Source organism: Nitrospira sp. T9 (genome assembly GCF_052156535.1).
Lineage (GTDB): Bacteria > Nitrospirota > Nitrospiria > Nitrospirales > UBA8639 > Nitrospira_E.
Genome location: NZ_JBQKUP010000041.1, coordinates 70,658 through 87,828, shown reverse-complemented (window position 1 = coordinate 87,828; position 17,171 = coordinate 70,658). Strand labels below are relative to the sequence as shown.

At 52.2% G+C, this 17,171-nt stretch carries 17 protein-coding genes; 3 read left to right on the top strand and 14 right to left on the bottom strand.

Annotated features, from left to right (window positions below):
- Window positions 1-156: 156 nt before the first annotated feature.
- The 10 genes from ACTRXD_RS17300 to ACTRXD_RS17255 all read right to left on the bottom strand — a co-directional run bounded on the left by ACTRXD_RS17300 (window position 157) and on the right by ACTRXD_RS17255 (window position 10,542).
- Entirely contained in the window at window positions 157-345 is a 189-nt protein-coding gene (locus ACTRXD_RS17300; RefSeq protein ID WP_312642316.1) for a hypothetical protein, read from the bottom strand.
- A 164-nt stretch (window positions 346-509) separates the two neighbouring features.
- Complete coding sequence (locus ACTRXD_RS17295; protein ID WP_442433029.1) at window positions 510-779, bottom strand: hypothetical protein; 270 nt, start codon at window positions 777-779, stop codon at window positions 510-512.
- A gap of 373 nt (window positions 780-1,152) precedes the next feature.
- Window positions 1,153-1,755, bottom strand: a complete 603-nt coding sequence (locus ACTRXD_RS17290) for a tetratricopeptide repeat protein (RefSeq protein ID WP_442433028.1) — start codon at window positions 1,753-1,755, stop codon at window positions 1,153-1,155.
- A gap of 87 nt (window positions 1,756-1,842) precedes the next feature.
- The gene (locus ACTRXD_RS17285; protein ID WP_442433027.1) at window positions 1,843-3,651 is read right to left on the bottom strand and encodes an ABC-F family ATP-binding cassette domain-containing protein; all 1,809 of its coding nucleotides are present in this window, start codon (window positions 3,649-3,651) and stop codon (window positions 1,843-1,845) included.
- Window positions 3,652-3,963: 312 nt separating this feature from the next.
- The gene (locus ACTRXD_RS17280) at window positions 3,964-5,163 is read right to left on the bottom strand and encodes a geranylgeranyl reductase family protein (protein ID WP_442433026.1); all 1,200 of its coding nucleotides are present in this window, start codon (window positions 5,161-5,163) and stop codon (window positions 3,964-3,966) included.
- A 344-nt stretch (window positions 5,164-5,507) separates the two neighbouring features.
- Window positions 5,508-5,846, bottom strand: coding sequence for an STAS domain-containing protein (locus tag ACTRXD_RS17275; protein ID WP_442433025.1), 339 nt, complete (start codon window positions 5,844-5,846; stop codon window positions 5,508-5,510).
- Window positions 5,847-6,218: 372 nt separating this feature from the next.
- The gene (locus ACTRXD_RS17270; RefSeq protein WP_442433024.1) at window positions 6,219-7,283 is read right to left on the bottom strand and encodes a S1C family serine protease; all 1,065 of its coding nucleotides are present in this window, start codon (window positions 7,281-7,283) and stop codon (window positions 6,219-6,221) included.
- Between the two features lie 153 nt (window positions 7,284-7,436).
- Window positions 7,437-8,000 carry a mismatch-specific DNA-glycosylase gene (locus ACTRXD_RS17265; RefSeq protein ID WP_442433023.1) on the bottom strand — a complete coding sequence of 188 codons (564 nt, stop codon included), beginning with the start codon at window positions 7,998-8,000 and terminating at the stop codon, window positions 7,437-7,439.
- Between the two features lie 195 nt (window positions 8,001-8,195).
- Window positions 8,196-8,846, bottom strand: coding sequence for a tetratricopeptide repeat protein (locus tag ACTRXD_RS17260; protein ID WP_442433022.1), 651 nt, complete (start codon window positions 8,844-8,846; stop codon window positions 8,196-8,198).
- 430 nt (window positions 8,847-9,276) lie between these two features.
- The gene (locus tag ACTRXD_RS17255) at window positions 9,277-10,542 is read right to left on the bottom strand and encodes a TIGR03862 family flavoprotein (protein ID WP_442433021.1); all 1,266 of its coding nucleotides are present in this window, start codon (window positions 10,540-10,542) and stop codon (window positions 9,277-9,279) included.
- Between the two features lie 248 nt (window positions 10,543-10,790).
- Between ACTRXD_RS17255 and ACTRXD_RS17250 the strand changes: the two genes are divergently transcribed.
- Window positions 10,791-10,958, top strand: a complete 168-nt coding sequence (locus ACTRXD_RS17250; RefSeq protein ID WP_442433020.1) for a hypothetical protein — start codon at window positions 10,791-10,793, stop codon at window positions 10,956-10,958.
- A 141-nt stretch (window positions 10,959-11,099) separates the two neighbouring features.
- Window positions 11,100-11,453 carry a hypothetical protein gene (locus ACTRXD_RS17245; protein WP_442433019.1) on the top strand — a complete coding sequence of 118 codons (354 nt, stop codon included), beginning with the start codon at window positions 11,100-11,102 and terminating at the stop codon, window positions 11,451-11,453.
- On the opposite strand, the gene ACTRXD_RS17240 is transcribed toward ACTRXD_RS17245, so the two are convergent.
- Window positions 11,411-12,280, bottom strand: coding sequence for a 50S ribosomal protein L11 methyltransferase (locus tag ACTRXD_RS17240; RefSeq protein ID WP_442433018.1), 870 nt, complete (start codon window positions 12,278-12,280; stop codon window positions 11,411-11,413). The two genes, ACTRXD_RS17245 and ACTRXD_RS17240, sit on opposite strands and share 43 nt — an antisense overlap.
- Before the next feature lie 233 nt (window positions 12,281-12,513).
- Between ACTRXD_RS17240 and ACTRXD_RS17235 the strand changes: the two genes are divergently transcribed.
- Window positions 12,514-14,382, top strand: coding sequence for a MutS family DNA mismatch repair protein (locus tag ACTRXD_RS17235; protein WP_442433017.1), 1,869 nt, complete (start codon window positions 12,514-12,516; stop codon window positions 14,380-14,382).
- A 570-nt stretch (window positions 14,383-14,952) separates the two neighbouring features.
- Here the strand turns inward: ACTRXD_RS17235 and ACTRXD_RS17230 are convergent.
- The 3 genes from ACTRXD_RS17230 to ACTRXD_RS17220 all read right to left on the bottom strand — a co-directional run bounded on the left by ACTRXD_RS17230 (window position 14,953) and on the right by ACTRXD_RS17220 (window position 17,161).
- Window positions 14,953-15,228: a cytoplasmic protein gene (locus ACTRXD_RS17230; protein WP_442433016.1), complete on the bottom strand. Its 276-nt coding sequence runs from the start codon at window positions 15,226-15,228 to the stop codon at window positions 14,953-14,955.
- 138 nt (window positions 15,229-15,366) lie between these two features.
- On the bottom strand, window positions 15,367-15,843 hold the full coding sequence (locus ACTRXD_RS17225) for a hypothetical protein (protein ID WP_442433015.1): 477 nt from the start codon (window positions 15,841-15,843) through the stop codon (window positions 15,367-15,369).
- Between the two features lie 316 nt (window positions 15,844-16,159).
- Complete coding sequence (locus ACTRXD_RS17220; RefSeq protein ID WP_442433014.1) at window positions 16,160-17,161, bottom strand: VanZ family protein; 1,002 nt, start codon at window positions 17,159-17,161, stop codon at window positions 16,160-16,162.
- Window positions 17,162-17,171 lie beyond the last annotated feature (10 nt).

Below are 17,171 nucleotides of genomic sequence, written 5' to 3'. Positions count from 1 at the left end.
CATACAGAGAGAACCAGATGTGGCAGGAACGAAGAGGAATACAGCTATTTCAAGTAATAGTGCCAACCTTGACAGGACAGGCTAGGATTGGGAAAAGCACCACAAGAAGAAAACCGGTATTTGTACCAAACGATTAGTGAGAAATTGCAGGACTCACTAGTATTGCGGTGGTTGCGGGCCTGGCCGAATCCCAACTAAATCGGGATCTTCCCCATCAAGCACTCTAGGAGGTTCTTCGCTTTCCGACTTGCGTTGCTCACGTCTGGCTTCCTTATCCTGTTGCTTCATTCTTTTGACCATCTCACGATTTCGTTTGGCCTGGGTCACTTTTGTCGGTCGTCCCATTTATCTTCCTCCTTTCGAATAGGGTATCACGCCTCCGGCTCCATCATTGGATGAGCTGGAAAGCTTTTCTAGGCTTTGCCTCTTTGCCAGACTATCCTGTTTGAGGCACCGGTCCTCCCGGGTCTCAGGTGGCGACTCTCGTCCGGCCAAGCAGCATACCTGCGTTACGTGGACTCCCTGCGTGCCTTGGACGGCTTTCCTGAGGTCGAGGAACGGGAAACTTTTTGAGGCACCACATCAAGGCGAGTCGCGCTATCCTGATCGAATCCAGGACTCGACATCATCAGAACTTGTCGGCGAACCTCATCAATCGGCATGGGAATTTTTTCTTTAGAAGGATCAGCGAGGCCAAGGAGATCCCAACGAATTTTCGGCTCAGGTTTGAATGTTTTTCTATTTCTAACCTTGCCACCCCACTTCATTGTCAGCTTCATAAGAAGCCTCCTTCTGTCTAAAGAACCATGCGAATTATGACAAAGAACACACACCGTCCTTTTCGAACGGTACGGAAAGCGAGGAGGAATGAAGGCCATCCTCCCTCACGAAATGATCGTCGAGATCAATCCTCCTAGGAATGAAAAGGCAGGAAAGGCAGGAGAACTACCATCGCTTGTACCGTGAGTCAGGGTAGCACTCCACTGGGAGGGAGTCAAATACCGGAAGAGATTGTAGTCGCGGGATTAATGCTTAACCTTCCAATTACGTCACGTCTTCCAGAGTCCTTGCCTCTCAACGACCGGGATCACTCACGTCATACGGATAAGGGGAGAAAACCCTCATCTCAATGCTGGGACGTCGGACAGGTATCTAAAGGGCAACCTCTTCCCCTTTGGGTTTCCATTTCCGTGCAAGATCTGTTGCCTCGGTGATCTGAGCATCGGTCATCTCCTGCGAGAGTAGATCTAATGCTTGGATCGACGGATCTATGCCCTGCTGTGCAGCCAGATATGCCCACATATAGGCTTGCACCAGGTCCTGCCGGACCCCTTCTCCTTTATAGTACATGAGGCCAACATGATTTTGGGCACCACCATTCCCCTGTTCGGCAGCCCGTAGAAACCATCGAAAGGCTTCTTGAAAATCCTGCGGGACCCCCAAACCCTGGCGGTACATCGCCCCGAGATTGTTCTGAGCCCTGGCATTCCCGAGATCGGCTGCCCGACGATACCACAGTCGAGCCTGCTCAAAATCCTGTGGCACTCCCTGCCCATACCGGTACATATAGCCCAACATATTCTGCGCCTCGGTATTTCCCTCTTCCGCTAAGGGTCGCCATTCAGACAGAGCGGCGGGAAAGTTCTCCTGCAGATATGCCTCCTCTCCTTCCTCATATCCGGCCCACGTTACTCCCACCCAACAGAGCAGAAGAGTCATGCTTAGTCTCAGGATGTTAGGCGGATGGATCATCATGTCATGACTCCCTTTGCCTCACGGCAGGGTCAACTCACGATCGGGTAAAGACCAACCCTGACAGACGCTCATATATCCATATGTACTCTATGCCTGTTGCTTGGCTTCAAGTTCCGCCCATCGAGTATACAAGCGTTCCACTTCCTGTTCGGCGGCCTTGAGATTTTCATAGGCTTCTTGAAGCTTGTGATGATTCGCTGCAATTTTGGGATTTTCTGTTTCGGTACGGCATAATTCGAGTACCGCCTCGGCATCAAGGACCCGTTTTTCTATCGTGTCATACTCCTGCTGGTCACGAAACGACAGTTTTTTTGCTTTTGGCCGTTCAGCCGTGGCACGGACACTCTTTGATTGAGTGCCGGTCTGATCTTTGCCTGATCGTTGCCGGCGAAGCCAGGATTCCCATTGTCCATAATCCGCAAATTGCCCGTATCCTCCCTGCCCGTCCAATCCTACAAAATCCGTGCACACTTCCTCCATCATGTAACGATCATGGGTCACCAGGATCAAGGCTCCGGGAAATTCCTTTAAACTTTCTTCCAACACTTCTCTCGTCGGAAGATCCAAGTCGTTCGTAGGCTCATCCACAATCAACACGTCGGCGGACTGCAGCATTAACCTGGCAATGACTGCCCGGGCTTGTTCGCCACCGGAAAGCAACTCAATAGGGAGATCCAATTGTTCAGGCTGAAACTGAAACCGTTTGGCCCATCCAGCCAGATGCACGGTCTGGCCCCGGTACATGACGGTATGTCCCGAATCCGACAACGTCCGCCGCAGGGTCATCTTTGGATCGAGTTGATCACGATTTTGATCAAAATATACGACTTGCAATTTATCGGCATACGTCACGCTTCCCTGATCAGGCTCCAATTCTTTGGCAAGTAATTTCAACAGGGTGGATTTCCCCGAGCCATTATGACCTAAGACTCCTGTGGCGGTTCCCGGTGAGATAATCCAGTCCAATTTTTGGATAATGGTTCGCGGGCCGAACGTCTTTCGAAGCTGATGGACTACCATTAACTGTTTTGTGCGACGACCCGAGCCGACAAAATCGATGGAGGTTTCCTCTTGTCGCAAACGCACCTGGGTCTCAGCTAATTCAGCCTGCAACGCATGGGCGGAATCTATGCGAGATTTTGCTTTAGTGGATCGAGCCTTGGGACCTCGCCGAAGCCACTCTTCTTCCCTACGAACTTTTCCGGCCAACGCCTGAGCCTGTTGAGTTTGACTATTCAGAAATTCTTCCCGCTTAACCAGAAACTCCTCATAGCCGCCCGGAACAAGAAAAATCCCATCTGGATATCTCCGATTGATTTCTGCAATCTTATTTGTGGCATGCCCAAGAAACCATCGATCATGGCTTACCATGACCCACGGCCATGGAGCCTGGGACATCACCTGCTCCAACCAGCGCATCCCTTCCAGATCGAGATGGTTCGTCGGCTCATCCACCAGCATGACATCCGGCGCCTGAACAAACCCACAGGCAATGGCGAGCCGTTTTTTCCATCCGCCCGAAAGAGGGCCCACGAGCTGATCGCCTTGAGCAAACCCCATGCGCCCCAATGTCTCCTGCACCCGAGCCACACAATCATGGGCATGGAGACCGGATGCCAAGGCTGCTCGTTCAATTTCCTCGGCGACCGTCGACTCCGAATCAAAATCAGCCTGTTGGGGAATATAGGCAATGCGAAGATGCTGCCGTCGAGTGACTCTTCCCTCATCCGGCTGTTCAAGCCCGGCAAAAATCCGAAGGAGGGTACTTTTCCCCGATCCATTCGGCCCGATAATCCCGATCCGGTCCTTTTCTGAAACGCCTAGGGTCAGTTCCTGGAAGAGACGCTTGGTCCCATAGGCTTTGGTAAGCTTCTGTCCATAAATCAGCGCTGACATACGTATCACACTCCTTAAAAGTCCGACCTTCATAAACCGGACATAAATATTATCCCTTCCCACCTGGAGAACGCCCTCATTCCTGCCAGACCGGACTCACGCAAGAAATGTCCCTTTCAACATACCTGTCTCCAGAGGCAGAAACCAAGCTGCGGGATCTGTTTGTTAAAAGACGACCTCAGGCACGCGTCTATTTAAATTTCATGAATGCCGAAGGCCGTTGGTCGGTGCCAACCTCGAACATCATTATCCCAACCACAGACCATTATCACTCTCTGTCCTCTCCACCATTCTCACACTTCACCTCCCTGGCTATGAACACCCAAATGGACGTTTCAGTCGTTGCAGAATTTTGGCCCAAATCGTCTGATACGTTTCACGTCCCTGTAAGAGTTCACAATAGCGCCCAAGCACCCGTTGATAGGCGTCGGGAAAAGTCCGGCCCGCCCACCAATGGCAGGATCGAGGTAATCCATAAATGATGGCTCCTAATCGAGAAGCCACTCGAAATTCCAATCCGAATTCAGCTTCCGCGTTCCTTTCATATTCCTCCAACCGGTGCCTTGGATCCCTGATAGTGGAAGCCACACTGACTGCCGCCAGTTGTCCGGATCGGACAGCATAATAAATCCCTTCTCCCAGTAAGGGATCAACCAAATGACCGGCATCGCCAACCAACACGGCTCGAGACCGCACCAAGCTTCCGGTCCATCGATGTCCAGGGCGATACGCGGGATGATGGGCAATCGGGAGTGGGTGTCCTAGGGGGGGAGGAATCGAAAGCCCGGCCAAAGCAGATTCATGACTGATAAAATCCTCAAAACTGCGTTTAGGACGATTTCTGCCACGAATAAATTCGCCCACACCCAGCGAGAGGCCTTGTTCCTTCGGAAAGACCCAGCCGTATCCTTTTTTCGCTGCGGGTAAACTGATTAATACCGTTTGTGAACACTGAAACGCATGAGGTGTGTCTCCATGATATTCACTTTCCAAAGCAGGAATATTTATGACCTCTCGCTTAGGGAAACATTGTTGAGCCACCACACTCATCGCTCCATCGGCTCCGATGACGATCCGGCCGCGATACCGTCCTTTCCCAGTGGCCACTTCGACCCCATCCTCTAATTCCCGAATGGCGACGACGGACTCCTCTTCCCGGATCTCTACTCCAGCCTGCCGGGCTTTCTCGACCAACCATTGATCGAAGGTCTGGCGCATGACCATGTAGGCCACGGGACGCGGAGATTCAACAATAAAGGAATCCGTTCCCCCGTACATAAATTGCACACGATGCACCGTCCCCTCAACTATCGTTTTGAAATCGGATGGGAGAATTCGTTCAATTCTGGCCGAGAGCCCTCCGCCACAGACTTTGTACCGGGGATGAACCTGCTTATCAAACGCCACCACGGATATTCCCAATTGGCTTAACGCATAAGCGGTCGAAGCCCCCGCAGGCCCCATGCCCACGACAATCACATCGTACTGAAAGGAATGAAGAGGAGGAGTCACAGGTCAGAGATAAGCCGTAGTGAAAATGGACTTGCGAGATAGACCTGAACAGGTTAGAGAGGAGGAAGCTATCCGGTTACAAATACTGTGTTCTCTTTTGAAAATCTTTTCCTACTGTACTGGAATTCTCCCTCCGTTGACTACCCCTTCATCACACTCGGTGACAGACCCAAACGCCAACGGTGGAGCATGATAGCCTCGGCATAAAGAATGCTTGACCACATCCCCCTCAAGAGCTGGAAGTGGTCAGGTAAGAACAGGTGGTTGACCCGTCAGAGAATCCCGGAGGACTCCTCATCAAAAAAGACAACCGGGAAAGGAAGAAGAAGGGAGAGATAGGAAAGCTAGAGCTCAGAAAATGTCGAAAATTCGGAATCCGTTGAATACATGGGAATGATCCTCTCCATATGCATTTCAGATAAAAGGGTCTTCACCGGATCCTGAGGGTTCACGATAATCATCCGCCCTTTGAGTTTCATGAAGGTCTTGGCAAGGACCACCAAAGCCCCTAACCCCACACTATCCAAAAAGGTCACTCCTTGAAAATCCAGGATAAGCCCTTTCGAATTTGAGTCTGTATATTTTTCTGCGGTCTCCTTAAAGGCATTTTTTGAAAATATATCCAATTTTCCTGAAAGACTCACGACCGGCAAGCCATTCATGTTTCGTTCTTTAATAATCATGGCCGGGAATTGATCCTTCTGTTTCCATGACCCGCTCGCAAGTAGATTACCCCATGTTTTTTGCCTTTGGTGGGTGTATCGGATCATTTAGAGGAAATCTTGAGAATTATGGCCTGAATCATGCCCTTTCAACGGCGTTACGTACTATCTTGAGCCTCTTCCCAGGATGAGAAAGGAGGGCTCAAAAAATCAGTGGAAGGGGCAGAAGGAAAGAAAAAAATAGGGTTGAGGAATATCTGTCAGGGAAAACGAACCAGACTTCCTTGTGCCTGAAGGCCCGTCATAGAACCCATGGGAACCTCACAAAGACAGGCAAGCCCCTTGCGGGAACCAAATAAACGGAGCGGATTTTTGTTCAATCTGAATGCCCTCTTAGGATCGACCCAAGGTAACGGAAAGCAGCTCCTGAGCATCGCCACGCTGAACCCTAAGCTCGACAACTTGACCGGGTTCCGTTCGTTCAATCAGATAATTTTTTAGTTGTGCCGGTGTGGTAATCAGCACATCATTAATGGCCATCAACACATCGCCTTTTTGAAATCCCGCATGGCGTGAGGGACCGGTGGCTTTGGCCACGACCAACGCCCAACGACTTCCCATCCTCAATGTCTGGAGCTGAATCCCCAGAACCGAAAACCCCGGCACCCTGTCAGCCAAAACGGCGGTCACCACCCTTTGAACCAACGGGCCCGGGAGCACAAAAGCCAATCGGGCACACCGTCGATCGTCATGCTGCGTTTCCGTTTGAATGATGGCATGCATGAGCCCTACCAGTTGTCCATGTTGATTCAACAGCCCCCCGCCAGAATTGCCGCTACACACGGACATATCCACCTGCATTAATCGACTGTTCACCGTCGGCAAAAACGTATTGGGATTCCCAGTCGTGCCAAAGTTAATCGCCGGCCCCCAACCCAGCGGATACCCGACCGTAAAGACCTGATCGCCATATGTCACATCTTCTTCGGCAAACGTGACATGCGCTTTTGGCCAATCCGATTCGGCACCCTGGAGTTGATACACGGCCACATCCAGGTAAGTATTGGCTCCCTGGCGAGCGGCCGGCAATTCAAAAAGGTCGTCCGTCACCACATGAATGGTGTCCGGGATTATGACTTTCCCTCCCTCGGTTCGCTCTACCGCATGCCGTGCCGTCACAATCACTCCCCGACCAATATGGATCCCCGATCCGCGAATACTGACCGGTAGTCCGTAGCCATTGTCTGGAATCTCAAGTTGATCGGCCCGCAGGATACCGACTGTCGCCACCTTGGCCTGTTCAATGGCCTGGGAAATCGACATGGCCGAAGACTCTCCCAACCCCGCGAAGAAGCCAAACCCTGCAAAAAAAACAAGTCCAATGAGAATCGACCTGTCAGCACTCATCCGTACCCCCAGCGTTTCAGAATGGCCCGCATAGCCCGTCACAACACTCATCCTTCGAACCGACTCCCTCTCTCATAGATATTCAACAAGAACACAGATAGCTAAATCTATCTCCGAACACCTCATCCGCGAGATCAACGTGCTTTTCTTTGCCGGATGCGAACGACTGGTTTGTGCCGGCAACTGGCCCGCCATACCTGCGGCTCATGTTGGGTGGCCCCAATCCTTCAACCCACCGAACAAAGCTTTCATATGCTGATAAGAATAATGAGCATTTCTTCCACTCGGATTCGGCAACACACAGACGGCAGCATCCCCAAGGACAAGAGATTGCAGGCCAACCTGAATAGGGTGTTCAGACAACCGTTGGACAGCCTTGGGCGCCTCCTTGGACGAGAGAAGCATGCGAGCCATACTGACTCCTAACAAAGCCACGAGTCGAGGTTGATATAACGTGATTTTTGTCACTAATGCCTGATGCCCGTTCAGAAAATCCCGTTTTTGCAAATCCTGAACACCGGCGGTCGGCCGGGCAATCAGATTGGTCAGTCCATATCCGAATTCGGGCAATTGCCAATCATCCTGATAGGTCATGGGAAAGGGAATCAGCTTGGCGTCAAACAGTAATTTCCAAAACCGGTTGGAAGGCCCGGCAAAATGATGCCCGACCTCAGCAGAGCGCAGACCCGGGTTAATTCCAACAAAGAGAATAGATAACCCGGGGACCAGATAATCGGGAAGACCTGAATGCGGATGACTTGTGGCCATTCGTCCTCGATCGTTGGATACACCTACACGCGTCTTCATAACTTAAATATAGGAAGCCCGGAATTGTGCTGTGTGGCCTCTAGAACGGCTGCGACAATGGATCGGAGAATACGAGAAGATTGTGGAGAAAAAAACGGAAATGCTTAAAGAAGAATTTCATCCCAACCGGCCACCGGGGAAAAACCGAATCGTGATTTACTTGGAAGCCAGTTTCGTCTGAATTTCCGAAAATGTTTTCTCAGCCTCAGGGAGAAGATCATCCCGGTTCCCTGCCCTTGCAAGCTCGAGTGCCTTTTTCGCTAAATCAAAAGCCTCTTGATCCTCTCCCCGCTCGGCACACGAACGCGCAACAACCATACGAGCATTAATGGATTCAGGATCCTGCTGAATCACCTGCCGCAGTATCGCTTCGCCTTTTTCGGAATCTCCTCCAAATAACCCGGGGACTTCGATGAGGATCGTCCCTTTAGAAGAAAGAGCATCCATGTGATTAGGATTGAGCAACAGGGTCTTGTCCAGAGCTTCCATCATCCGTCCATATTCAAACACCGAGAAAAGAACTTCTCCGTTGGCGCGCATCCGCTCGCCGATATTACAGAACAGGGCAAAATGCGCATCGGCTGAACGCTCGTCCAACCCCACAGCCGTTTCAGCCAACTTCCGCCCCCGCTCAAAATGAGCAACCCGAGCCGTTTCCTCCTTCGCCCGTCTCCCTTCATGGCATTCATCCATCGCCTGTTTTGTCAGAACCTGAGAAGATTCTTCAGCCCAGACTCCGGGAATCACCCACCAGGAAAGCAGCAAAGTGGCCAATAAGATATAAAGCATTCGATGAGTAACGGTCATCTTGTACAAGTCCTTCGTGCGTTTCTCCGGTGACTTCCAGCCAATGAAAGGGCCGACAAAAACAATTAAATATTTTAAACCAAGTCAACCGCTTATGCCAACGCCCAGGAGTAGAATTTTCACCCTACGATTACACAGGGGAGAGCCATTTAGGGAGTGATGAATAATAAGGATGTTCAAGGGCAAATTTTCACAGGATTAGAATACTCATCAAAGGCTCCGGGTCGGTTCAAAAAAGTCCGTCCAGTCCTGTCCTGAGGCCTCTCGAAGGAAAGGCCGCAGCCGTTTTTACGCGCGGAGCGTACGCTGAGTACGTGAGCACGGGAAAATGGCGAGAACGCCGCTGACGGTTTTTTTCAACAGACCCATTTACTGTTGGGGCAACGAGAAAGAGTCTATGAGCAGAGCTCATGCAGTGAATGAGCCATTGTCAGAACGTGACCAAAGAGGAGTTCCGCGTCGATTGAAGCCACCTTGCGGCCCCAACACCCGCAGCATAGCCACTGGCAAAACAGGCGGTCAGAAGATAGCCACCGGTTGGGGCTTCCCAATCCAGCATCTCTCCCGCACAAAATACTCCCGGCACGGTACGAATCATCAGTCGCTGGTCCAAGGCTTCGAAGGCCACTCCGCCAGCCGTGCTAATCGCTTCCTCTAACGGACGGGGCGCGACAAGACGCACGGGCAGCGATTTGATGGCCGACCCAAGCAGCATGGGGTCAGCAAAATCTTGTTTTGACACACATTCCCTCAGAAGGCCGGCTTTTACCCCAGAAATACCAACCCGGCGCTGTAGGTGGCTAGCCATCGAGCGTGAGCCACGCGGCCGTGATAAATCTGAAATGAGCCGCGACACATCACGGTCGGGCGTCAGATCCAATCGAAGAAGCGCCGTGCCTGTTTTCACGATTTCGTCGCGTAAACATGCCGAAATCGCATAGATCACTCCCCCCTCAAGACCGGTCTCCGTCAGAACGAATTCGCCCTGTTGCCGGAACTCAACGCCCTCGTGAGTGGTTCCCGCAACGGCAACCGGCTTCACGGGATGGCCGGCGTAGCGACTGCGGAGGTGCGGACTCCAAGCAACATCAAACCCACAATTCGCAGGCTTTAATGGTTCGATGTGAACACCACGCCCGGAAAGCAACGGCACCCACGCCCCATCTGAGCCGAACCTGGACCAACTGCCACCACCCAACGCCAACACCACCGCATCGGCAGAAACGTAACGCTCGCCTTGCGGCGTGGCAAACCGGAGGGATCCGGTCTCGGTCCAACCACCCCAGCGATGCCGCACGTGAATCGCCATGCCGTGCTGGCGCAACCGGCGCAGCCACGCGCGCAGAAGAGGTGCAGACTTGAGGTCTGAGGGAAACACCCGGCCGGATGTTCCGATAAACGTTTCAACACCCAGTTCATGAACCCACTCGCGTAGCGCAGCCGGGCCAAATCCGGCGAGCAACGATTGGAACTGTCCCTGCCGGGCGCCATACCGTGCAAGAAATCTCTCTAATGGTTCAGAATGCGTCAGGTTGAGCCCACCCTTCCCCGCTAGCAGAAATTTTCGACCGACGGAGGCCATGGCGTCATACAGATCCACGCATGCGCCCTCGGCAATCGCCGCCTCAGCAGCCATCAGACCGGCCGGCCCACCGCCAATCACCGCAATTTTCATGGTTCCCTGCTTCAACGTCATGGCAGACCTGCACCTAGATGGAAGTCAAAAGGCTTTCTCGCGTGATTATTGTTGATTGGCGTCTCTGAACGTGCATTTCGGATTCCAGCCCAGGCCATAGTCCCATCAGAGGAAATTCCCCACACCAATTCTCTTCATCAAAAATGTGAATTGCCCGAAGAGAACGGTTTTATTTAAGATACCCTTATCGCATACATCAGAATCACTTCTCCCCCTAGTAGACTTCACAAGACAGGAGGCCGGAATTCATGGAGCAGGAAGAAATTCGACAATTGTGGGCCGACGGTGAGGATTGGATCATCAAGCGCCAACACAATCAATACTTCCATCGTCCAGATGGAAAATACGGAGACTGGAAGTCCGGACTCCCTCCCGGCGTGGTAAAGCCGGACGTCGACACCCTCTTCGATGATTAAACGATGGGCTCTCCAACATCATCAGAACCGGAATTCCCATATCTCAAAAAATTTCTTTTCATCTGACCAACCATTCCAGAGAGAATCCCCCACAACCCTATGCGAATTTCCGGACGTATCATTGGTTTACTCAAGGAATACATGCATGACTTAGTCGAACAAGCCAAACAGGAGGAAGCCGCACATGCCAGCTTCGGATTTGCTTCCCAACCCTATCGGGCTGACGAAGCGATCTCAGATCTCCTGGCCATTTTGGATGACCGTATTGAATCAGAAGGCGTCCAGGTTGGCCTTCCCATCGAGTTTCTTCATCAGATGTGGACTCTGTGCAATAAGGCAACCACGCACATTTCGGAAACCGTCTGGTTGAGAAAAAATCTGGATCAGGGCACCGGGTCGAAAGCGGAAGTCCGGCAACTCACCTACCAAGCCCTCATTGCATTCCTGGAGTCTCAGCCCGAAGATGACGAGTCGGGAAACGCGACTCCAAACTGAATGGCTAACCAACCATCCCACTCCCTGACATGGCGTTGACGCCAACCATACCCTTCAAACTGCCGGACAATCTCAGATTCATCTTCCTCCAGTAGCCCGGAAACCACCAATTGCGTGTGCGGACCCCGCATCCTGGCAAATTGATCGATCACATGAAGAATCGTTCTACGATCCAGGTTGGCAAGAATGACATCAAATGATTGGGCCGGAAGCGTGGCCAATTGGGCAGAGGAAAGTGTCAATGTTTCTTGAAGGTTGTTCACCACTGCGTATTCCCTGGCACAGTCGAGCGCCGTCGTATCCACATCAATTCCCAACGCACTGGTCGCTCCCAGGCGCAAGGCCGCCATCGCAAGAATCCCGCTCCCCGTCCCCACATCCAGCACCCGCATGCCTGGAAGCCACGTGACCCCTTCCAACCATTCAAGAATCATTTGGGTCGTGGCATGATGACCGGTCCCGAACGCCTGCTTGGGATCGATAATCAATTCCACTCCATCCTCGGGCATCTCCATGGTGGCCCAACTCGGGCGAATGCCAATTCGACGGCCAATGCGAATGGGCTGAACAGACGCGGCCCATGTGGCATTCCAATCCTGAGCCTTCAACGGATGAAACCGAAGAGCCCCTTCCGGAAGAGCCACACCCAATACACTGATCGCCGACCGGACCTGCTGAAGAATCTCTGCTCCATTCTTACTCCAATACAGCACGGTGGATCCTTCCGCGTCCCATGCCCCAAGAAATTCCTGGCAATCGAGAATCCCCGCTAACTCAGCGGCATCCACGGAAATGGGAATAGTGATTTCAAAGACAGCCGCATCCATAAGAGCTATTCCATCGGTAAAGGGTTTCTAAAAATAAGCGACTCCTGCCACCCAATCTTCAGCAGAAAACCGCAGAAGGTTCTCGTCAAATAGGCGCCGGCCATGGGGGAGCAAGGGGCTCGTTGAGGGCTTTGTCACATAAGAACTCGTCTGACTGTATGGTTTAACCGGCACTTCACGAAATTCTACGTTATTGACGGGATCACGCAGAGCGGCTAATGTCCGCAGGCCCTATGAAACATACCACCACTGATAGACGAGAACAGGCAATTCTTCGCCTCATTCACCGCACCGAGCGGATGCAGGCGAACGGCACCATCGCCAGCCGGGAATTCAGCCGATGGAGAATGGGAACATTCCTAGCGGGAGCCGCTATCACGATCGGAGTGTATCAACAAGCCTGGTTTCATACCGGCAATGGTCTCCTGCTTCTCTTCCTCATTGGATTTCTCACTATATCCTGGTTTCACCAGCGATTGAAATCCCGATTGCATCGATTACAGCTCTGGCTGGAAATCAAAAAAGACAGCCTGGCGCGACTGCAACTTGATTGGCCACACATATCCGCCTACGAACACCGGGCCCCTGAGCGACATCCATTCGCCATAGACCTCGACCTCACAGGTCCGCATTCCTTATTGAGCTTGATCGACACCACCTTTTCCTCCATAGGTCAACACCGCGTCGCCAACTGGCTTTTCCAGTCCAATCTTCCTGAACCGGACGGTCTCTCATGGACAACCAGGCAGACCTTGGTGAAAGAACTCACTCCACTCTCCCGTTTGAGGGATCGCTGTCTTTTAGCCAACCGGCTCATTAGCTCCGATCGGCTGAATGGAACCCGCATTCTTTCCTTGCTCGAAGCACCCGTCTCCATCAGGCATTTACCGCTGATTATCTTCGCAGCATGTGCGCTGACAAGTCTCACCATCGTCTTAGGACTCTGGACGCTCCTCGCGGGGGCCCCAAATTTTTGGCTGCTTCCCCTGACCCTTTATATCGGAACTTATTTTCTTCTCTCGGGATCCATCCACCCGCTTTTCGGCCGGGTGCTCACCCTTCATGAAGAACTGGAAAAACTTGTCAGCCTGATTACCGAACTTGTACAATCAACCTTCCTGCATCAACCAACAATGCGACAGGTCTGCCAGCCCATTTTGACTCAACAGAATCGTCCGACCCAGAGCCTAAAACAGCTCAGCCGGATCTGTCAGGGGCTCAGCGTCAAAGCCCACCCGCTCGTGCATTTAGGCCTCAATGCTCTGGTGCCATGGGACCTGTGGTTTGTCGGAAAACTCAATCGCCTCATCTCGCACCTTCGCACGACACTTCCCGACTGGCTGGATACCATTGGGACAGTGGATGCCGCCAGTGCCCTCGCGCGTTATGCCTACTTGAATCCCGATTACCTCTGGCCACAACTCGAACCCACAAATACCACCCCGGACACTCAAGGACTGACCGCACGCAGCCTTGGCCACCCGCTTATTGCCCGTGCGCATCGCGTTACCAATGATTTGGAGTTACGAGGGGAAGGCCATCTCCTTCTGGTGACCGGTTCAAACATGTCTGGGAAAAGCACCTTTCTCCGAACGGTCGGCATCAATTTGTGTCTGGCTCAGGCAGGTGGTCCGGTATGCGCCGGAATTTTTTCCTGGACCTGGTTGCGTCTCTATTGTTGCATACGAGTCACGGACGCCCTGGATGAAGGCTTGTCGTATTTTTACGCCGAGGTCAAACGCCTGAAAGTTATTTTGGAGGCGGTGGAAAGCTCCAATCCTCACCCGGTCCTCTTTCTCATTGATGAAATCTATCGGGGCACCAATAACCGCGAACGGCTGGCTGGAAGCGAAGCCTTTGTGCAGGCCTTGCAACAAAGCCGTGGACTGGGAATGATTTCAACCCATGATTTGGAACTCACAGGATTGGCCAGTGGAAACAGACATATCCGGAATGCCCACTTTCAGGAAACTGTTGAAGCAGGCACGTTGCACTTCGATTATCGGCTGCGACCGGGGCCCTGCCCGACCACCAATGCACTCCGGATCATGGCCCAGGAGGGGCTCCCTGTCCCCCCCCGGTCATTCCACAAATCCACATAAGGGGTGTTGAAAAAGGCCGCCAGCCGCGTTCTCACCCCTTGGCCGTGCTCACGTACTCATCCGTACGCTCCGCTCGTCCAAGCGGCTGCGGCCTTGCTGGACGAGCCTTTTTGAACACTCCACTATTTTTCTTTTGTGGACCTCGGTCACGCATCGGTTCATGAAAAGGCCACATATCTGAAATATTCAACAGCCTCACAAGCAGAATAATAGAAGGCGCCAACTCCCCGTCATGCCTGCCGCCAGCTGCCCAAAAATTCACCCATCTGGTCATTCCCGACATTGCTTACCGGGAATCCATCTGAGACTTTTTCTGATGGATCCCCGCTGACTAAATGCGGAAAAAACAGAAGCAGGGTCATCACATTTTTCATTGGGAATCAATCTTGGCGTAATTCTGTCGAATTTGGCTCTCCTCTTAATACTTGCGGGGCCACCTGATTGCACATTGTCATTCTGAGCCCAAGGCGAAGAATCTGTGCCCAGGTCGAAACGCCTCGAGGCCCAGCCAGATCCAAAGGACGGAGCCGTAGCACAAAAAACCTTCGTCAAAAACGATGCAACCGGAATTTAAGGAGTGATGAGGCGAACTTCGCTTTGAGCCTGATCGGTTTTAGAGCCGGTGGAAGTCCCGCAATGGGCACAGAGATATTCATAGAGACTTCCGGTAGGGAGCACCAAAAGAAGACGTTCACGGGCTGGCGTCGCGGTCTGACATTTTGGACAAAACAGCAACGACGCTCGAAGCGATTCGAATTGCTTGGGTGTGCCTGGAGGAGCCGGTGGACGGGCCCCACCCATCCGTGGCGTTGGTCGGGGACCCGTAGGAAATGGTGGTCTAGGCATACGCAGATCTTAGCGAAGGGCCCTAGTTCGGTCAAGATTGCTTCGTAGCATTAAAGAAAACCCTTTTTTATGACTCAACATTTCAAGCCACATCACTCATGTTTCACACCTACCCGCAGAATCTCCCGCTGAATCCGATCACTGTGGATCCACTCCTCGCCGCTTGGCGATTTCTTGCGCGATAATGGCCTGCCAGCCTTGATTAAATAAGTCTCGCGTGGCCTGTATCGTAGGGATCGGAAGGGGCCCCGCTTCATGGGCTAACCGGAGTTGCTCAAAATTATCCATCATGAGAGTCAACTGCTTGACCGTAAACTCATTCTTGGGATCACTTTGTGCGCGCAGTCGTAGTGAGCGAAGCTCGACCAGATAGTCCTGATAAAAGACCTGATCCCACGAATAGTGAGCCTGCGATTCCCCAGCATGGGTTTCCAGTCGAGTTAAAAAAGCATCCATCCTTTTTTGGAGCGAGGTTGCCGTCCGATCCATTTCCTGGTCATAAGAAGAAATTAACGTGACCTGGCAACCAACCAACCCCAGTTGCACACAAGCCAAAACCCAGAGAACCCATCGAACAGTAAAAGCGGAGGGAAATGTCATAATGTCAGATACCATTGAGAATTTACCTTTTTTGTTGAGATTCCAGGTGGGAATCGCCCGCCGGACAGAACTGTTTTTGCACCCCATTCCGTTCCTGTCAGATTAACGACCTTGTCAGGCCATGAAACAGTTGGACCTGAATCTATTGTACTCACATGTATCCATTTGTCTAGCAGGCTCCGATGACAAAACCAACCTTCACTTAACTCTAGTCAACGACCACCCAGGATGGTAATGGTCGAGGCCACCGCAAATGCGACACATGATCCTGCCAATGATTGAGTGCTCTCCATAGCGCCGAATAGCTCCGTCCCCATTCGCACTGGCGACTCTATTCGAGTCGAATATCATCAACGTACAGGGAAAATTCTTCCGGTGGGCGTATGGCAAAGAGCATCACATTGCTGATTGCGCTGAGATCCAATTCCCGTCCAAGCGGGGCGTGGCGAATGTCATCCAAGAGAATATGAATATGGTTGAGGCCTGGCGTAATCGTGATAACCCGATTAAACCGATCCGCATATCCGTGATTACGATGAGCGTCCTCAATTCGAATGGTCAGCGATTGGGCGACGGGCAATTCGGAATACACCTCAACGCGGAAATGCGAAAACCCTCGCCAATCCGGATAGGGTTCGTCAATTCGAATGCCAGGATATTTCTCCGGGTAAAACATGACATGGCCCACTGTATCGTTCCGGGATTTGTCCCAGCCTACCGGCGGAGGAACAATCCGGAGTTCACTATCCGTCGCCTGAACGAACATCATTTCCCACACGGAAGAAAATTGACAGAGCGATGGGAATCGCGCGGTTCGGTCCCAATACGCATAAGACCACGTGAGAACCGGAATCAAGACGATCACGATAAGCAACCCGACTCCGGCGTAGACCAGGTGTTTTCGTGGAGCCTGCTGCCACACGACCCATTTTCCAACAAGATGGCGATCGAGCGTGAGAAAAATACCCAGCGCACACACGGCCCCCACCACATCACGAAGAAAATCCGCCAATTCTGAATGCCGACTCGGCATCCATACTTGGATGCCTTCGCTCACCACACCCAGCAGCACCACTCCTATAACAGCTATGGTATACTGGGCGACCAGGGACCACCCCCGTGGTTCACCAAATTGCCGTGCAAGGAACAATAAGATGATAGCCACACCGCCATACAGTGGAACATGGCCAAAGTCATTGAGGGCTTTCCAAAGACGAGTATCGGAGGGTACGGGAATCCAAGGGAGAGCCAGCAGTCCCAAGAGGACCAACACCAGACCCGGGACCAGGAACCGGGATACCATGGATCCCTGATTGAATTTCTGGTCTGTCACAACGGGCTCG

What these genes read in the sequence shown, in the direction of transcription:
- ACTRXD_RS17235 (WP_442433017.1), top strand. Translation starts at nt 12,514, where the DNA reads ATGAAACATACCACCACTGATAGACGAGAACAGGCAATTCTTCGCCTC.
- ACTRXD_RS17255 (WP_442433021.1), bottom strand. Translation starts at nt 10,542, where the DNA reads ATGACGTTGAAGCAGGGAACCATGAAAATTGCGGTGATTGGCGGTGGG.
- ACTRXD_RS17245 (WP_442433019.1), top strand. Translation starts at nt 11,100, where the DNA reads ATGCATGACTTAGTCGAACAAGCCAAACAGGAGGAAGCCGCACATGCC.
- ACTRXD_RS17270 (WP_442433024.1), bottom strand. Translation starts at nt 7,283, where the DNA reads ATGAGTGTTGTGACGGGCTATGCGGGCCATTCTGAAACGCTGGGGGTA.
- ACTRXD_RS17265 (WP_442433023.1), bottom strand. Translation starts at nt 8,000, where the DNA reads ATGGCCACAAGTCATCCGCATTCAGGTCTTCCCGATTATCTGGTCCCC.
- ACTRXD_RS17230 (WP_442433016.1), bottom strand. Translation starts at nt 15,228, where the DNA reads ATGCCTAGACCACCATTTCCTACGGGTCCCCGACCAACGCCACGGATG.
- ACTRXD_RS17240 (WP_442433018.1), bottom strand. Translation starts at nt 12,280, where the DNA reads ATGGATGCGGCTGTCTTTGAAATCACTATTCCCATTTCCGTGGATGCC.
- ACTRXD_RS17260 (WP_442433022.1), bottom strand. Translation starts at nt 8,846, where the DNA reads ATGACCGTTACTCATCGAATGCTTTATATCTTATTGGCCACTTTGCTG.
- ACTRXD_RS17275 (WP_442433025.1), bottom strand. Translation starts at nt 5,846, where the DNA reads ATGATTATTAAAGAACGAAACATGAATGGCTTGCCGGTCGTGAGTCTT.
- ACTRXD_RS17300 (WP_312642316.1), bottom strand. Translation starts at nt 345, where the DNA reads ATGGGACGACCGACAAAAGTGACCCAGGCCAAACGAAATCGTGAGATG.
- ACTRXD_RS17250 (WP_442433020.1), top strand. Translation starts at nt 10,791, where the DNA reads ATGGAGCAGGAAGAAATTCGACAATTGTGGGCCGACGGTGAGGATTGG.
- ACTRXD_RS17285 (WP_442433027.1), bottom strand. Translation starts at nt 3,651, where the DNA reads ATGTCAGCGCTGATTTATGGACAGAAGCTTACCAAAGCCTATGGGACC.
- ACTRXD_RS17225 (WP_442433015.1), bottom strand. Translation starts at nt 15,843, where the DNA reads ATGGTATCTGACATTATGACATTTCCCTCCGCTTTTACTGTTCGATGG.
- ACTRXD_RS17295 (WP_442433029.1), bottom strand. Translation starts at nt 779, where the DNA reads ATGAAGCTGACAATGAAGTGGGGTGGCAAGGTTAGAAATAGAAAAACA.
- ACTRXD_RS17290 (WP_442433028.1), bottom strand. Translation starts at nt 1,755, where the DNA reads ATGATGATCCATCCGCCTAACATCCTGAGACTAAGCATGACTCTTCTG.